The organism is Clostridium sp. AF34-10BH, from assembly GCF_003478095.1.
Taxonomy (GTDB): Bacteria; Bacillota; Clostridia; order Lachnospirales; family Lachnospiraceae; genus Acetatifactor; species Acetatifactor acetigignens.
In genome coordinates, this window is record NZ_QUEC01000005.1 from 81580 (window position 1) to 95964 (window position 14385).

At 48.4% G+C, this 14385-nt stretch carries 6 protein-coding genes; 2 read left to right on the plus strand and 4 right to left on the minus strand.

The window, feature by feature from the left end:
• Positions 1 to 526: 526 nt before the first annotated feature.
• On the minus strand, positions 527 to 2062 hold the full coding sequence (putP, locus tag DWZ61_RS06090) for a sodium/proline symporter PutP (RefSeq protein WP_118537783.1): 1536 nt from the start codon (positions 2060 to 2062) through the stop codon (positions 527 to 529).
• Positions 2063 to 2363: 301 nt separating this feature from the next.
• Between putP and DWZ61_RS06095 the strand changes: the two genes are divergently transcribed.
• Positions 2364 to 3155, plus strand: coding sequence for a DUF3800 domain-containing protein (locus tag DWZ61_RS06095; RefSeq protein WP_172594787.1), 792 nt, complete (start codon positions 2364 to 2366; stop codon positions 3153 to 3155).
• A 160-nt stretch (positions 3156 to 3315) separates the two neighbouring features.
• On the opposite strand, the gene DWZ61_RS06100 is transcribed toward DWZ61_RS06095, so the two are convergent.
• Positions 3316 to 11310 carry a YDG domain-containing protein gene (locus DWZ61_RS06100; RefSeq protein ID WP_118537785.1) on the minus strand — a complete coding sequence of 2665 codons (7995 nt, stop codon included), beginning with the start codon at positions 11308 to 11310 and terminating at the stop codon, positions 3316 to 3318.
• 251 nt (positions 11311 to 11561) lie between these two features.
• Here DWZ61_RS06100 and DWZ61_RS06105 point away from each other — a divergent pair, with 251 nt between their 5' ends.
• Positions 11562 to 12461: a class I SAM-dependent methyltransferase gene (locus DWZ61_RS06105; RefSeq protein WP_118537817.1), complete on the plus strand. Its 900-nt coding sequence runs from the start codon at positions 11562 to 11564 to the stop codon at positions 12459 to 12461.
• A 56-nt stretch (positions 12462 to 12517) separates the two neighbouring features.
• Here DWZ61_RS06105 and DWZ61_RS06110 read toward each other — a convergent pair whose 3' ends face one another.
• On the minus strand, positions 12518 to 13690 hold the full coding sequence (locus DWZ61_RS06110) for an acyltransferase (protein ID WP_118503453.1): 1173 nt from the start codon (positions 13688 to 13690) through the stop codon (positions 12518 to 12520).
• Positions 13687 to 14376: a P-II family nitrogen regulator gene (locus tag DWZ61_RS06115; protein WP_118537786.1), complete on the minus strand. Its 690-nt coding sequence runs from the start codon at positions 14374 to 14376 to the stop codon at positions 13687 to 13689. Before DWZ61_RS06115 ends, DWZ61_RS06110 begins: the two co-directional genes overlap by 4 nt.
• Positions 14377 to 14385 lie beyond the last annotated feature (9 nt).

Genomic DNA, 14385 nt, shown 5'->3' on the forward strand with positions numbered 1-14385 from the left:
AATCTCTTTCTGCGCCCCGCTGGTCCGAGATCCCCGGGGCTTATTCTGACAAAATCTCTTTCTAAGCCCCGCTAGTCCGAGATCCCCGGGGCTTATCCTGGCAAAATCTCTTTCTAAGCCCCGCTGGTCCGAGATCCCCGGGGCTTATCCTGGCAAAATCTCTTGCTGCGCCCCGCTGGTCCGATATCCCCGGGGCCTATTCTGACAAAATCTCTTTCTGCGCCCCGATGTCCCAGTATCGACGAGGCTTATTCTGGCAAAATCCTTATCTACGCCCCGATATCCCGGTATCGACGGGGCTTATTACGGCAAAATCCTTATCTGTGCCCCGATGTACAAAGGTGGAGGGTATAATCGACCTGATTTTGTCTCACATACCCGCTTTCGCAAGTTCTGCTGGGTACAGATAGCTTGTTTTTGCCTCCCATACCCTCGCCAACACAAATACATAAAAATACTGACAGGCAGATGTCTTCGCTGTCCATCAGTATTTTTGTCTGTCAATATTTATTTCATCAACGGTCTGTTACAGCCGGTTCGCTTTCACATCCTCGAACTCCTGCAGCATTTCCTCGGAAGGAGTCTTGGTAGTGAGGCTGACTGCGATGATAGCGATAAGTCCCAGCCCGAAGCCTACTACCAGGGAATACAATCCGGTAGCTTTGCCCAGAGTCTGTCCGCCCACGAGAGGGATGTAATCCCAGATGATAACGGCAAGTGCACCGGTGACAATTCCGGCTACCGCTCCTGGGAAGTTGGTTCTCTTCCAATATAAGGACATCACTACCAGCGGACCAAAGGCGGCACCTAAACCTGCCCACGCGTTGGATACCAGTCCCATGACGGTGTTGTTCGGATTCCATGCGATGATGTAAGCCAGCACAGCTACCACCAGTACAGTGACACGGCTGACATTCATGACCGTCTTGTCATCCGCATCCTTCTTGAGCAGTCCCTTGAAGATATCTTCCGCCACACTGGAGGCACTGACTAACAGCTGGGAATCCGCCGTGGACATGATCGCTGCCAGGATACCACAGAGGAACAATCCTGCAATGAACGGAGCCCGCATCTCCACGGTAAATACCTTCTTGATCATCTCAATAAATACCTTCTCATTATTGCCATTCACCAGCTCCGGCAGATAAGCTCTGCCCAGGATACCGATAAATACTGCAAATCCCAGGGATAATGCTACCCAGCTGATGGCAGTAGCCTTGGACTTGGTCATTTCCTTCTCATCCCGGACTGCCATAAATCGTACCAGGATGTGGGGCATTCCGAAATATCCCAGTCCCCAGCCGAGACCGGAGATCACGCTGATGATATTGTTGCTGCCGTCACCGTTCTTCATCAGGTTCAGGAAGTTGGCACTGTCAGCACCGCTGGCTTCCAGACCGGCTGACAATGTAGTGCCGCCGGTTGTCAGAAAATGATAAGCGAACAGCGGTACTGCCAGAATACCGACTAGCATCAGCATACCCTGGATAAAGTCTGTCACACATACCGCGGTAAATCCGCCGAGGAAGGTATAGACCAAAACTACCAGCGCACCGATGGTCAGTGCCACATGATAATCAATACCGAACACGGACTCAAACAGCTGACCTCCGGCAGAAAGCGCAGACGCGCAATATACCAGGAAAAATACTACAATAGTAATAGAAGAAACCGCCATCAATACCTTCTTCTCATCATGGAAGCGGTTCTCAAAATAAGTCGGCAGCGTAACGGAATTGTTGGCGCGGATCGTATATCTGCGCAGCTTCGTGGCAATGAACAGCCAGTTCAGCGTCGTGCCGATGAAAAGTCCGATGGCGATCCAGCCGTCACCTCCGACACCGGTTAAGTAAATAGCTCCCGGCAGCCCCATCAGCAGCCATCCGCTCATATCCGACGCCTGCGCGGACAGCGCAGCGACGAAGCCGTTCAGCTTTCTGCCTCCCAAAAAGTAGTCTTCGGAATTGTTATTGCCCTTTGCATAAAACGCTCCGATAGCGATCATCATGAGTAAATACAGCACGAATGCCACAATTACCCAGCCTAACGTATTTCCTGTCATAATAGCCTCCTCAAATTTTTCTTCTTGTACATTTTCTTAATTGTATACAGTGATACGATTTATTATATACAAGAAATGGCTTATCGTCAACAGATTAGTTTGCTATCGCTGTAATGTGCGAAAGCCTGATTTGAATGTTATTTTGTCATGTTGACAGGCTGAGAATAGTTTGCTATTCTCTATCTATAAGTAAATTTTCTATTTCAAATCTTATTTAATTTCAGTATTTTGGTGAATCACCATAGTTTTCATTATTAAAAATGAATGGCATTAAAATGTCTAAAATATGAAAGGGGAATTGATGAAAACATATATAGCATATTTTGATGAAACAGGGGATGACGGAGTAACAATAAATTCATCAGACCATTTTATTTTAACAAGTTTGTATATGCCTGCAGAGAGCTGGCAGCAAAATTTTGAAAAAATGCGTATTTTGAGAAGAGAATTGAAAGATAAATATGGCTTTCATGTATCAGAAGAGATGCATACAAAACATTTTTTGACGGATAAAAATCCATATCGTGAGTATCATTGGTCAAAAGAAACAAAACAAGATATAATAAAAGCATTTACGTTAACAATTGCAAAGATGGATTTAAAGATTGTAAATGTGATTATTGATAAGAAAAAATTTAAAGATAATAACTATCACGTTCTTGAAAATGCATTGAAATATAATATACAACGTATCGAGAATGACAGCGATGGGCAATGGAATTATTTAGTGATTACGGATGAGGGCAGAATAGCACCTATGAGAAAGACAGCCAGAGCTATACGTGCATTTAATCCGATCCAATCCAAATATTTGCCTGGGTTTGTCAATCATCCGATCAGCAATATGATCGAGGATATTATGGAAAAAAATTCATCAGAATCCTATTTTATTCAAATATGTGATTTCGTTTCATTTTTTGTACATTTATATTTCAAAATCGAAATTCGGAAAGAAGAGTTACCCAAACGAGTGGGAACTGTAATTGACAAACTCTTTGTAAAACGGGTTATGGTGACGTTAAAGGAAGCGGAAAAATTAAATTTGAAAGCAAATGAGACAAATATGTATGGATTAGTAATATATCCAAAATAAAACACCACCTACATCGCATTCGCGAGTTCAGTGGTTCACTTATATTATAATAAAAGGTAAGTATAGTGTCAATAATAAATGAAAAATAAGATTGCAAGACAAAAAGCCTCGCTACAGGTATCATCTCTGTAGCGAGGTTTCTATATTATTTACGTTATTCTTAGTTCTTCTTTCTTCTCGCCAGCATTCCTGCGAGTCCGGTCAGGGATATCGCAAAGAGCATCAGCCAGATACCGAGAGGATCTCCGGTAGCCGGAACCTTGTCCAGTTCCTGCGCAGTAGCAGCAGCGGTGGGAGCTGCGGCAGCTGAGTTGTCCGTACTGTCATTATTATCGTTATTGCCGGTGTTATTGCTGCCGGTATTATTGCTGCCGGAGGTGTTCCTTGCTACCGTAAAGCTGGTGCCTGCGGCGCCGTCTGTCCATACGATCTCAAAGGTGTGACTGCCCTCGGACAGAGTCTTCAGGTAATCTGCATGTAATTCGATGATCGTGGAGCCCTCACTCACGGTATAGTTCTTGGAATCAATGATATTCCCATCTACCTTTACATTCTGGAACTTGGAATATTCACCGTTTCCTCTGATTTTGAGACTTCTTCCGTCCGTATTCTGGTTCCAGGAGCCGTTCGCGCCTTCAATGATCTGATACTGTACCGTCAATACTACGGTATCGGTGGTAACTGAACCGGCCGCATTGCTGAGAACACACCGGTACTTAAATCCGTTGCAGTCTCTATCCGTTACTCCTATGGTGTAGGTTGCACCGGTAGCTCCGGTGATGTCTACAAATCCCTTGCCGTCATTTCTGTCAATCTGCCACTGATAGGTTACGTCCGTACCGGTTGCAGTAACTTCAAACGTTGCTGTGTCTCCTACTGTCACAGATACACTCTTGGGCTGTGCAGTGACTGCCGGAGCATCCACATGGTAAAGTTCGATTTCACCGGTCAGAATCTCATAATTGGTATCCGCAGGGGTGAAGCGCCACTTGTAAGTCTTGTTCATATCGACTGCCGTGTCATTGGGAAGTACACCTGCATCATCTATCCACTCCAGTGTACCGTCTGCCGGATGAATGGTGCTGCCTGCCAACGTCAGTCCTGCGTCTGCCAGGGTCTTACCGCCTGTGGTAATCTTATGGTACTTCGGTTCACCGCTTGTAGCAGCCTGGGTAATCATAATGACAAAAGGTGCACTGGTGATCTCACTGTAATCGACATCACCTGCCTTGGTTGCTGTGATAACAACGCTTCCGACCTTAACCGGAGTCAGAACGCCATTCTCATCAATCGTCGCATCGCCTGTGCTTCTTACTTCATCCACTTTGTAAGTAATCTCGCCTGTTCCGGAGCCGCCGACCGTGCTCAGTTGCAGCTTCTGTCCATAGACCACAGTGTTGTCACCGGTGATGCGCAATGTCTCCTGAGGTTCCTTTGCCGTCAGGGTCAGTACCAGATCCTTGGTAAAGTTTTTATAATTTGGATTGGAAATCGTTACCGTCCAACAGATGGTGTCATTTTCCGCACCGGCTGTCAGCCTGTAGGTGATCTTTCCGGCTGTATTAATCATAGCCGGTTCCACCTTTGCAGATCCCGAAGTTTGTGCCTCGGAAATGCTGTATGTCCATGTCTCCTCGGCAGGAAGTCCTGTGTAATCGGGTGTGAAGGTCTTCTGCTTCCGGTCGGAGAATTTCTGCTTTAAGTTCTCCTCCTGCAATACACCGCCCTTAGCCTGCGTAATCGCTACCTTTGCGGTGGTCATGTTGGAAACAAGCTTATAGTTGTCTGCCGCTTTTCCCTGCAGGGTCACCGTAACGGTAACTTTTTTGTCTGTGCCGACATTCGCATTAACCATCTTGCCGGTCGCGGTATAATCGGAACTTGTCAGCGTTGCAACAAGTGTGTTTGTGCTGTCTTTGAAGGTCACTTCTAAAATGGTCACGGAGGTATTATTCCGCTCGTAGCTGCGGTCTTGCGTGCGCGCGGTTGCAATGCTGATAGGCTTTGCAGTAATAGTTGCCCTGGTCTTATATGTTCCGCCGGTCAGTTCATAGTGAGAGGCAAACTCACCAAGAAGTTTTACCGTTACCTCTGCATCCTGTTTCCCGGCGTTTTCACTTTGGAAAGCACCGGTCACCGTGTAGTCCATACCCGCTACCAGACTATCTATTCTCACGTCTGCCTCGTTGGCAAAAACTACCCCTGTGACGTCAGCATTCACGCTTCCATCGTATTCCTTGTTGGCAACGGTAGCCTGTACAATATGAACACGTGCCTTATTCACCGTCAGTGTGTAACTTGCCGTGCCTAACTTATAGTTCTTCGTCTCGGCGGCTGTCGCGGTAATGGTTGTCTCGCCCACTCCGACAACGGTAACCTCACCTTTTTCATTCACAGTTGCAACGGAATTGTCGTTGCTTTGGTAAGTCACCACGCCGTTGCCCATATTGGTAAGCTTATTGTTGGCAGGCTGCGTTCCATAGGAGGTCGTCACAGTGGACTTTTCAAAGCTCAGCTTCGGATCCGCCTTCTCAATGGCAAATTTCTTAACAACATCTGCAAATCCATAATTCCCCTTTGCCTTAACGGTTACGAAACCGGCATTCGTACCGGCGTTTACGTTATCACCGTAAATAATGGTGTAGTCCGTACCCTTCGTCAGCGGTCTGCCATCGATGGTTACGGTAACATCCGGTGTAATCCGTTCGCCGGTATAAGTATAAGTTGTGTTACCGCTCAGTTCCACAGTCGGTTCGGTAATAATGGGAGTAATCCTAAACGCCCAGTTTTCATCCGTCAGGTCACTTGCTGCGTTAAAATTCGAGCCGTACGCCACACTGATTTTAACCTTGTATTCACCCGCATTCATGGGCTGCACTTCCGTCTCGCCCTGATAGTATTTCACCATAACATCGCCCATGCCGGTGATGTTCGTCGCAGTCTTGATGTCTGCAGTCTTTGCCATGCCGTCATATGTCAAGCTGCCCGGTGCGGTAAAGACAAAATTTTTCGCTGCGGGATCTGCCTTTTGAATCTCATAAGTCACACTGGCTGTCACACCACCCACTGTGATGCTTGCGGTATAAGCACCGACATTGGTGGGATAGGAACCGTCAGGGAGTGTAGCACCCTGTCCGTTTCCAACCGTGTAGCTGATTGTGGGATCCTTCTCACCGGTGAGCAGTTTGTTCTCAAGTATTGCCTTTTTGTTGCTGCCATCGTAGATCAGAGTATTCTCCTCAGGTGCCTTGATGGTCACGCTGCCGCCGTCAATGTTGGGACAGTTCGTTGTATTAACGCAGGTGGCGGTAATCGACTTGCCGTCTGCGCCCAGCGTGTATTGCCAACTGTGCTGGTGGGCGCTAAGGTACAGATTACCCTGCGCATCCTTTATAACCATATAGCCCCTATCTGTATTGTCCGGCTTGAAAATCTTAGTATAGTCCACCAAGCCGGTTGCTCCGGTAGCAATCTGAACCGGAACTTCTGCCGTGGGGCTATTGGTGATAGACACACCAATACTTGCGGCATCCGTCAGGCTTGAATCAATGTTGATAAATGATTTCGAGTTTTCATCATATTCGAACAGGAGAACATTCATGTCGGTGTTGCCGGTAATCTTTGCCGTGCCGCCGACCGTCATTGTAACATTCGCAGGAATATCTGCTCCTACTTTATTGCCGGTGATGGTACCGCCATACATATTAAACACATCAGTACCGGAAATCCCATCCACACCATTCCTATTTCCGGTGATGGTGCCGCCATACATGGTGAATGTAGCAGTGTCAGTGCTAGAGTGAGCATTGAGTTGCACACCATCAGACTTCTTATCGGTTGAGGTGATGGTACCGCTCTCGTGGTCGCACAGGGTCAGATTGCCATTCTTGGGAATAACAAACGTCGAAGCATCCTGTGCCGAATTGGTGATGCTCTTTCCGTTCAGGCAGAGATTTACGTTGCCTGAGATTTTGATCGTACCGGCAAACGTAATATCGTTCAGTAAGTAGTAGTTGCCCGCAGGAAGTTTGTATTCCATCCCTTCTGTGCCATTGCTACTGCTTACTTTCGTTCCGCCGCGCATCAGCGCCTGTGTATCTGCATTATAGGTCAGGGGAGTCCACAACACATCGTCATGCTTAGTCTTGTGACTGCAGTCTGCACTGCCACAGATTGCATGCTCATGCAGCTCGCCACTTACCACATACAGACTGTTGTCGATGTTCTGCACGCTGTATGTGTTGCTGCTATTATTGTCGATGGTGAATTTGCCCGCAATTTCATCCGTCAGGGTAATACCCGTGGCTGCCTCGGCGAACTTCATAAAATCTCCCTCCGCAGGCAGCTTTTCCAGCGTCACACCAATGTTTGCACCATCCGTCAAACTTGTGCCGCTGCCCCTAGTCGAGCCGACGGTGATAGTCTTGCCGCCAGGCAAATAAACATTGCCATTGGTGTTGCCGGTAATGTTCACATCCCCGTTGACTTCCATGGCTTCAACACTCTCAGCTACATACACACCACTACCGTTGTTCTTCGCCGTGTTACCGGTGACACTGCCACCACTCCATTCGACGCTATGATCACCTTTCACGGCAACACCGCCGCCGTTGGCATCGGCTTCGTTACTGGTGATGCTGCCACCACACATCTCAAAGGCGCAATCCATGTCAACGCCGCCACCGTTGGCGGCTGCCTTGTTGCCGGTAATCGTTCCACCTAACATCAAGAGTCTGCCAACGACATACCCCCCGTTCACTTTATAATTACTTACACGTCCAGCCACGCCACCGCCATTGTTTGCGCTGTTGTCTGTGATGCTGCCGCCGTACATGTAGAAGAAACTGCCGTCCAAATACACACCGCCACCGTGGTCATCAGTGTTGTTGCCGGTGATGTTTCCACTATACAGGCTAAGGTCACTGAAGGGTTTTAAATATACGCCACGCCCTTTCATACCGTCAACATGGGTAATCTCTCCTGTGTTGTTACCGCTGCCGTTACAGTCACAAAGTGTAAGTGAATCCGTATCTTTTCCTTCACCTACGGTAATGGTGTCAAAATTGCCGTTAGCTGTGATGCTGTAACCATTCAAACAAAGTGAGATGTAGCCTGTCGGATTCCAGCTCGTATTATTCAGAGCAATATTAGTCGTTAAATAGTAATACTGTCTGTGTGAGCTACTACTTCCACCCTTGATGTTGCGCAGATCCTCTTCCGTCCTGATCGCAGTCCACAGCACATTTTTGTGATTCTTACTCTCAGTGCAGTTCGCCGTGCCACAGAGACCATGCACATGTAATTCGCCGATTGAAAAGTTGACAGCGTTGTCTAACGCATACTTGTAATAGCCGGTATCGCTGTTGAAAGCATTCAGGTCATCCGCGGTCAGTGTGTAATCATCGCTTGTACCCTTGGCGATGGCAACTCGCACACCCTCGGCGAGCTGCTGTCCCATGGTCACGCCAATCTTGGCGGAGCTGCTCAACCCGTTCGCACCGATGAGAATGGTCTTGCCGCTGGGCAAATAGACATTGTTATCGTTTCCATTACCCGCGTTGTCGGTGATTTGTGCCGTACTGGACACAGTAAACTTGCCGTAATAGGGCTCAGAAATATATACACCACCGCCGTTTTTGCTAGCGACGTTGTTTGAAATCCTACCACCGGACATGGTAAACCTCATATTTCCATATGCACTCTTCAGCCATATACCACCACCGTTACCAGTAACGGCTGTGTTTCTAACGATATTACCACCAGATATATTGAATTTTACTGACTTACTAATTGTAGATTCATAGTATATACCACCACCGCTAGACGGTGCATGGTTGCTGTCAATACTACCACCGGATATAACGAAGTTGGTGCTATCTTTTGCATACACACCGCCGCCGTTACCGTTTATGGTTACTTTGTTATCAGAGATACTGCCCTTATACATGTAAAAATTACCACCATCTACGTATACACCGGCACCACTACCTTTGGCAATCTGGTTTTTGGTAATTTCGCCGTTATACAGTATCAAGGTACCCAAGGACATTATACCTCGTCCTATATTATCCTGTGCATGGGTAATCTTGCCGACCACTTTCTGACAGTCGGTGATAATCAGCTTCGTTCCTTTCGCAACCTGAATGGCATCAACTTCTGCTGCACAGGTGATTGTTTTTCCATTTAAACAGAGTGCTACATCATAAGTGCAGATCCATGTATCATTCAATTTAACATTGTCTGTCAGATAATAATAGCCCCCACTCTTGATGTCAGTCAGATTGGAAACGCCTATCCAGGTCTGATTTCCATGATTCTCGCTGTCACCACAGGTTGCGCCACAAACGGGATGCCGATGCGGTTCGGTCGCCGACAATTTCACCTCGCCACCCACAAGAACTGGATAGAGGTTCTCTTTATCACTGCAAATATGATCCAAATCTTCTTCGGTCAGGTGACCGCCACCCCCAGCCTCCACAGCTACCGCGGCAACCGTTACGAGGTTGCTCTCGGTGGGTGTATCCTGGGTGGATACGCCGATTTTTCCGGCGAATGTGGATAATTTACTAATCCGAATTGCATTGCCGGTAGCCAGATAGACATTGTTCTGAACATCTTGACACAAGTTGTCACAGACCCGAGGAGCACCGCCGGCAATTTTAAAAGTACTATTTTCTACATAGACGCCGCCACCATTCTCGGTTGCCGTGTTATTGCTAATCTGCGCATTGCCGCTCATGGTAACCTGACCGTTTTTACGTACATACACAGCACCTCCTTGGGTGGCTGTATTGCCGCTGATTTTCGCATTATCGGACATATATAAGCAGTTACCGACTTCTCCGTCAGTGCTGGCAAATATATACACTCCGCCACCTGATGTCGTCCATTTGGTGGGAGCAATGTTGTTACTAATCTGTGCATTGCCGGACATGTTCATGACGCTTTTGTCCGACAACAGTACACCGCCAGCAGAAGCAGAGACCATGTTGTCGCTGATTACACCACCATACATGTTAAATGTGCTACCGAGCGCAGCGACGCCACCACCCCAACTTGCAGCATTGCCTCTGATTGCACCGCCATACATATTAAATGTGCTATTATGCACATACACACCGGCTCCATTATAACTGCCTTGGAGCTTATTACCACAAATAGTTCCACCGTACATGGTAAAAGTGGCGTTATTATCCACTTTCACACCTAAATCCGACCTTCCCACGCTGTGAGTGATAACTCCACCTGTAACGGAGATGCGGTTCTCCGTATTTTCCTCGCACGGCACCCATCGAGTGAACAGACCTTCCTTGCTTGTGGTGAAATAGTGCATACTCTCACTACTATTGCAGTCACAGAGAGTAAATTGTCCCTTATCTATCTCAATGACAACAAAATCCCCGTTTGCCGCAATGCTGTGACCATTCAGACAAAGCACCACGTTATTGTTCGGTTTCCATGTTTCCATTGTCACGATATCCTGAGTCAGGTAGTAATATCCTTCCGTTGCAGCTTGCAGTGCTGCTTCACTGTCTATGGACTTCCACTCTGTCACAATGCTATGCTTATACTTATCTGTGCATGTCGCGCCGCAGATGGGATGGTCAACATGCTGACCTTCCGCCACCGTCATCGGAACCGTCATCGGTGTATTCAACGCTTCAGAAATAGCATGAAGTCGTGTCATATCCAGTTCTGCGATCTGCTCCTTGGTCAGTGACTCCATAGCCTCGTCGATGGCTTCCAGCTGCGCACCGACACTTTCTGCATTTTCCACCGTCACTTCGTCCGGCAGAGCATCGATGAGTGCCTGTACCTTCTGCACTGCTGCCTTCTTCTCATCGTCTGCCGAGGTATCCTGCGTGCCGGCATCACTATCGCTGACACTTTCCACTGAGGGTTCCACAGTATCGGGGGATTCGCCCGCAGTGGAATCTTCCGTACCGGGAGTTGCCGCAGTGGTGCTCTTATCAGCCGGAGTCTCTTCCCCCGGTGCCGCAGCTGCTTCTGCTTCCTCTTGCTCTGCCGCAGAGTCTGTTTCCTGCTGTTCTTCCTGTTCTGCCACCGCATCAGCCTCCTGTGCGAATGCTGTCATGGGCAGTGTTGAGAAGCAGAGAATAAATGCCAGTAACATGCTCAATACTCGTTTTTTCATAGCGTTTTACCTCTTTCCGATGGGCATAGTGATACCCATTATCTTAAAGATAACGTACCACACTTTCTCTCAGCGGAACCAGGGGCTGCATGAATCGACCCAAATATGTCATGAATCGACCGAAGAGGACTTTAAATGGCTCAATGCGGTTCAATAGCAAGTATTCCTTGAAAAAGTCTTTCCGGTATTATATTCTATTATTATGTCCTATAAAAATCAGTTACAAAGTATACACACAGAAAGGTTTCTATATGTGGATTGCAGATCATTGGAAAGATTATGAAGTGCTGGATACGTCCAGCGGAGAAAAGTTAGAGCGTTGGGGAGATTATATTCTCGTCCGTCCGGATCCCCAGGTCATCTGGAAGACACCCCACGATCATAAGGGTTGGAAGCAGAAAAACGGTCATTACCACAGAAGTGCCAAGGGCGGCGGAGAATGGGAGTTCTTCCATCTGCCGGATGAATGGGCGATTCATTACACCCTGCCTTTTCAGAAGGAAGCCTCCGGTAAGGCTGATCCTCTGACCTTCCATCTGAAGCCCTTCAGCTTCAAGCATACCGGTCTGTTCCCGGAGCAGGCGGTGAACTGGGACTGGTTCTCCGGTCTGATCCATGAGGCAGGCCACCCCGTGAAAGTACTGAACCTCTTCGCTTACACCGGCGGTGCTACTGTATCCGCTGCGGCTGCGGGAGCTGCTGTGACCCATGTGGATGCGTCCAAGGGTATGGTCGGCTGGGCGAAGGAGAACGCTGCTGCCAGCGGGCTTGCCGATGCTCCTATCCGCTGGCTGGTGGACGACTGCATGAAGTTCGTAGAGCGTGAGATCCGCCGTGGCAACAAATACGACGGCATCATCATGGATCCCCCTTCCTACGGCAGAGGTCCTAAGGGCGAGATCTGGAAAATAGAAGATAATATCTGGGATTTCGTAGGACTGACCGCACAGCTTTTATCCGATGATGCGCTGTTCTTCCTGATCAATTCGTACACTACAGGATTGCAGCCCGCCGTGCTGTCCTATATGATGAATTCCACCCTGACGAAAAAGTTCGGCGGTCATGTGGAAGCCGAAGAGATCGGCCTCCCTGTCACCGAGAGTGGGCTGGTACTGCCTTGCGGCGCTTCCGGGCGCTGGCAGCGTGACTAAATTATACGCATAACAAGCAATCGCAAAAAGGAGCCCCCTCGTGAGGCTCCTTTCTTCTATAGCACATATTTTCTTAACACCGGGATCTTGCGCAGCACCCATGCGGTCGCCGTTGCCAGTGCCAGCACTACCAGGCAGAATGCAGCCAGCAACAAAATCAATACCACTTGTCCCGCGGCTACAGACTGCACACCGCATTGTTCCAGCACTGTAAAGGGTGTGATCTTCACAAATTTATACAGTAGGTTCACATACACCGGATGTACCAGGTATACGGCAAAGCTCAAAGCTCCCGCCTCCTGCCAGGGGATCCGGTGTGTTTTCTCCCGGGCAGTAGAAGCCGCGCCGTCCCGTCTTCCATTCCATCCTGCAGCGAACAGAAGCACTGCAAGCAGTACTGTAAACGGATAATTGTATGCCATCTGGATGGAGAATCCGGCGAGTGTCCTGCTGAGGATCATTCCCATCATCAGCACTGCCGCTGCCATCAGCCACACGTTTCCTATCCGTTTCCCTCTGACCGGCTCCGTATCGAGCCCGGCTTCCATGCCTTTCCCGGACGTGCCGGAACTCTCTGCCTTGTCCACACATACTTCTCTCACCGCGAAGAAATATCCACACAGATAATACAGGAAATACACACCGCCATCCGGCAATACCGGAATACTGTTGACATCCAGTACCTTATTCAGAAACGGTGCCACACTGCTTCCTAAGAAGATCACTGCCATCACTGCCGCAACACCCCACACCGGCAGCACCCGCAGCACTTTTTTCAGAAGCGGCGTGATCAGATATAAAAACAAGATCAAATACAGATACCACATATGGGACCAGGTATGTCCCGTCAGAGTCATCTTCAGTGCCTCCGGGATCATCCTGATCCGGAAGGTCCGCTCCGCCACTACCAGCTCGGAAGCTGCATACGGAACGCCGAATAGGAGGATCGCCAGCGCAATCCTCCTGCAATATTTTTTAATCATGACCGGATAAGTCAATGTACGTTCCGGATTCAGGAACAAATATCCCGACATCAATAAAAATATAGGAACACACCAGGTCACCAAATCCATAACTGACAGCAATAATGACCGGTATTCCGGCACTATCGACGCATCTGTCACATCTGTCGCACCTGTCAGTACATGCATCAGCACCACTGCACAGGTTGCCAGTACCCGGAGCACGTCCAGGAACTGCTTCCTGGGTCCGGATAAGCCGTTTGTCATGTCTCTCCCATCTCCTCCATCAGGCGCATGCCTGCAGTATCTGTCACAGGAAGGGAGAATACGATGCTTTGTGCCTTACTCTCCAGTCCTGCTTTTTCCATTATAGCACGCATGATGGAATTTTTCTGCTCACTTTTTACCACAATGAACAACATTTCTTTTTCCGGCACCAGTGTCACGCCCAGAAACTGCTGTGCATTCTCTGTTCCGGTGCCCTTGGCATGGATGACTGTGCCGCCTGCCGCATGTACTTCTCTCGCTGCATCCATGACCAGTTCCGTATATCCATGATTGGCTATCACTACCAGAAGCTCATTCTTCGTCTCTTTCAATGTGGACTCCTCTCCTTTTACGAATTCCTGCCCGCAGGTCAGGTAATTCAATGCTTTCTTACCACCGACACTGCTCACGGGAATGATAAATGCGATTCCCATTCCCGGGAGATCGATCTGCATTTTCTTACGCAGAGCAGCCTTGATCTGCCGCCAGGAAGCATCTGTGACAAGATGGAACAATACGCTCTTCTCCATGCCGTCCAGTCCAAAATAATCTAAGATCTCATTCGCCGCGGTTCCCATGCCGACGGTAACACTGCCGACCTGTGCGCCTTTTTCTTTATAGCATTCCACGAATTTCCTCGTCAGCTGACGATTGGTGATGGTGACCATCATATATAATTCACTCATGGGCACACC

Coding starts and splice junctions, on each gene's coding strand:
- DWZ61_RS06105 (WP_118537817.1), top strand. CDS start 11,562: ATGTGGATTGCAGATCATTGGAAAGATTATGAAGTGCTGGATACGTCC.
- putP (WP_118537783.1), bottom strand. CDS start 2,062: ATGACAGGAAATACGTTAGGCTGGGTAATTGTGGCATTCGTGCTGTAT.
- DWZ61_RS06100 (WP_118537785.1), bottom strand. CDS start 11,310: ATGAAAAAACGAGTATTGAGCATGTTACTGGCATTTATTCTCTGCTTC.
- DWZ61_RS06110 (WP_118503453.1), bottom strand. CDS start 13,690: ATGACAAACGGCTTATCCGGACCCAGGAAGCAGTTCCTGGACGTGCTC.
- DWZ61_RS06115 (WP_118537786.1), bottom strand. CDS start 14,376: ATGAGTGAATTATATATGATGGTCACCATCACCAATCGTCAGCTGACG.
- DWZ61_RS06095 (WP_172594787.1), top strand. CDS start 2,364: ATGAAAACATATATAGCATATTTTGATGAAACAGGGGATGACGGAGTA.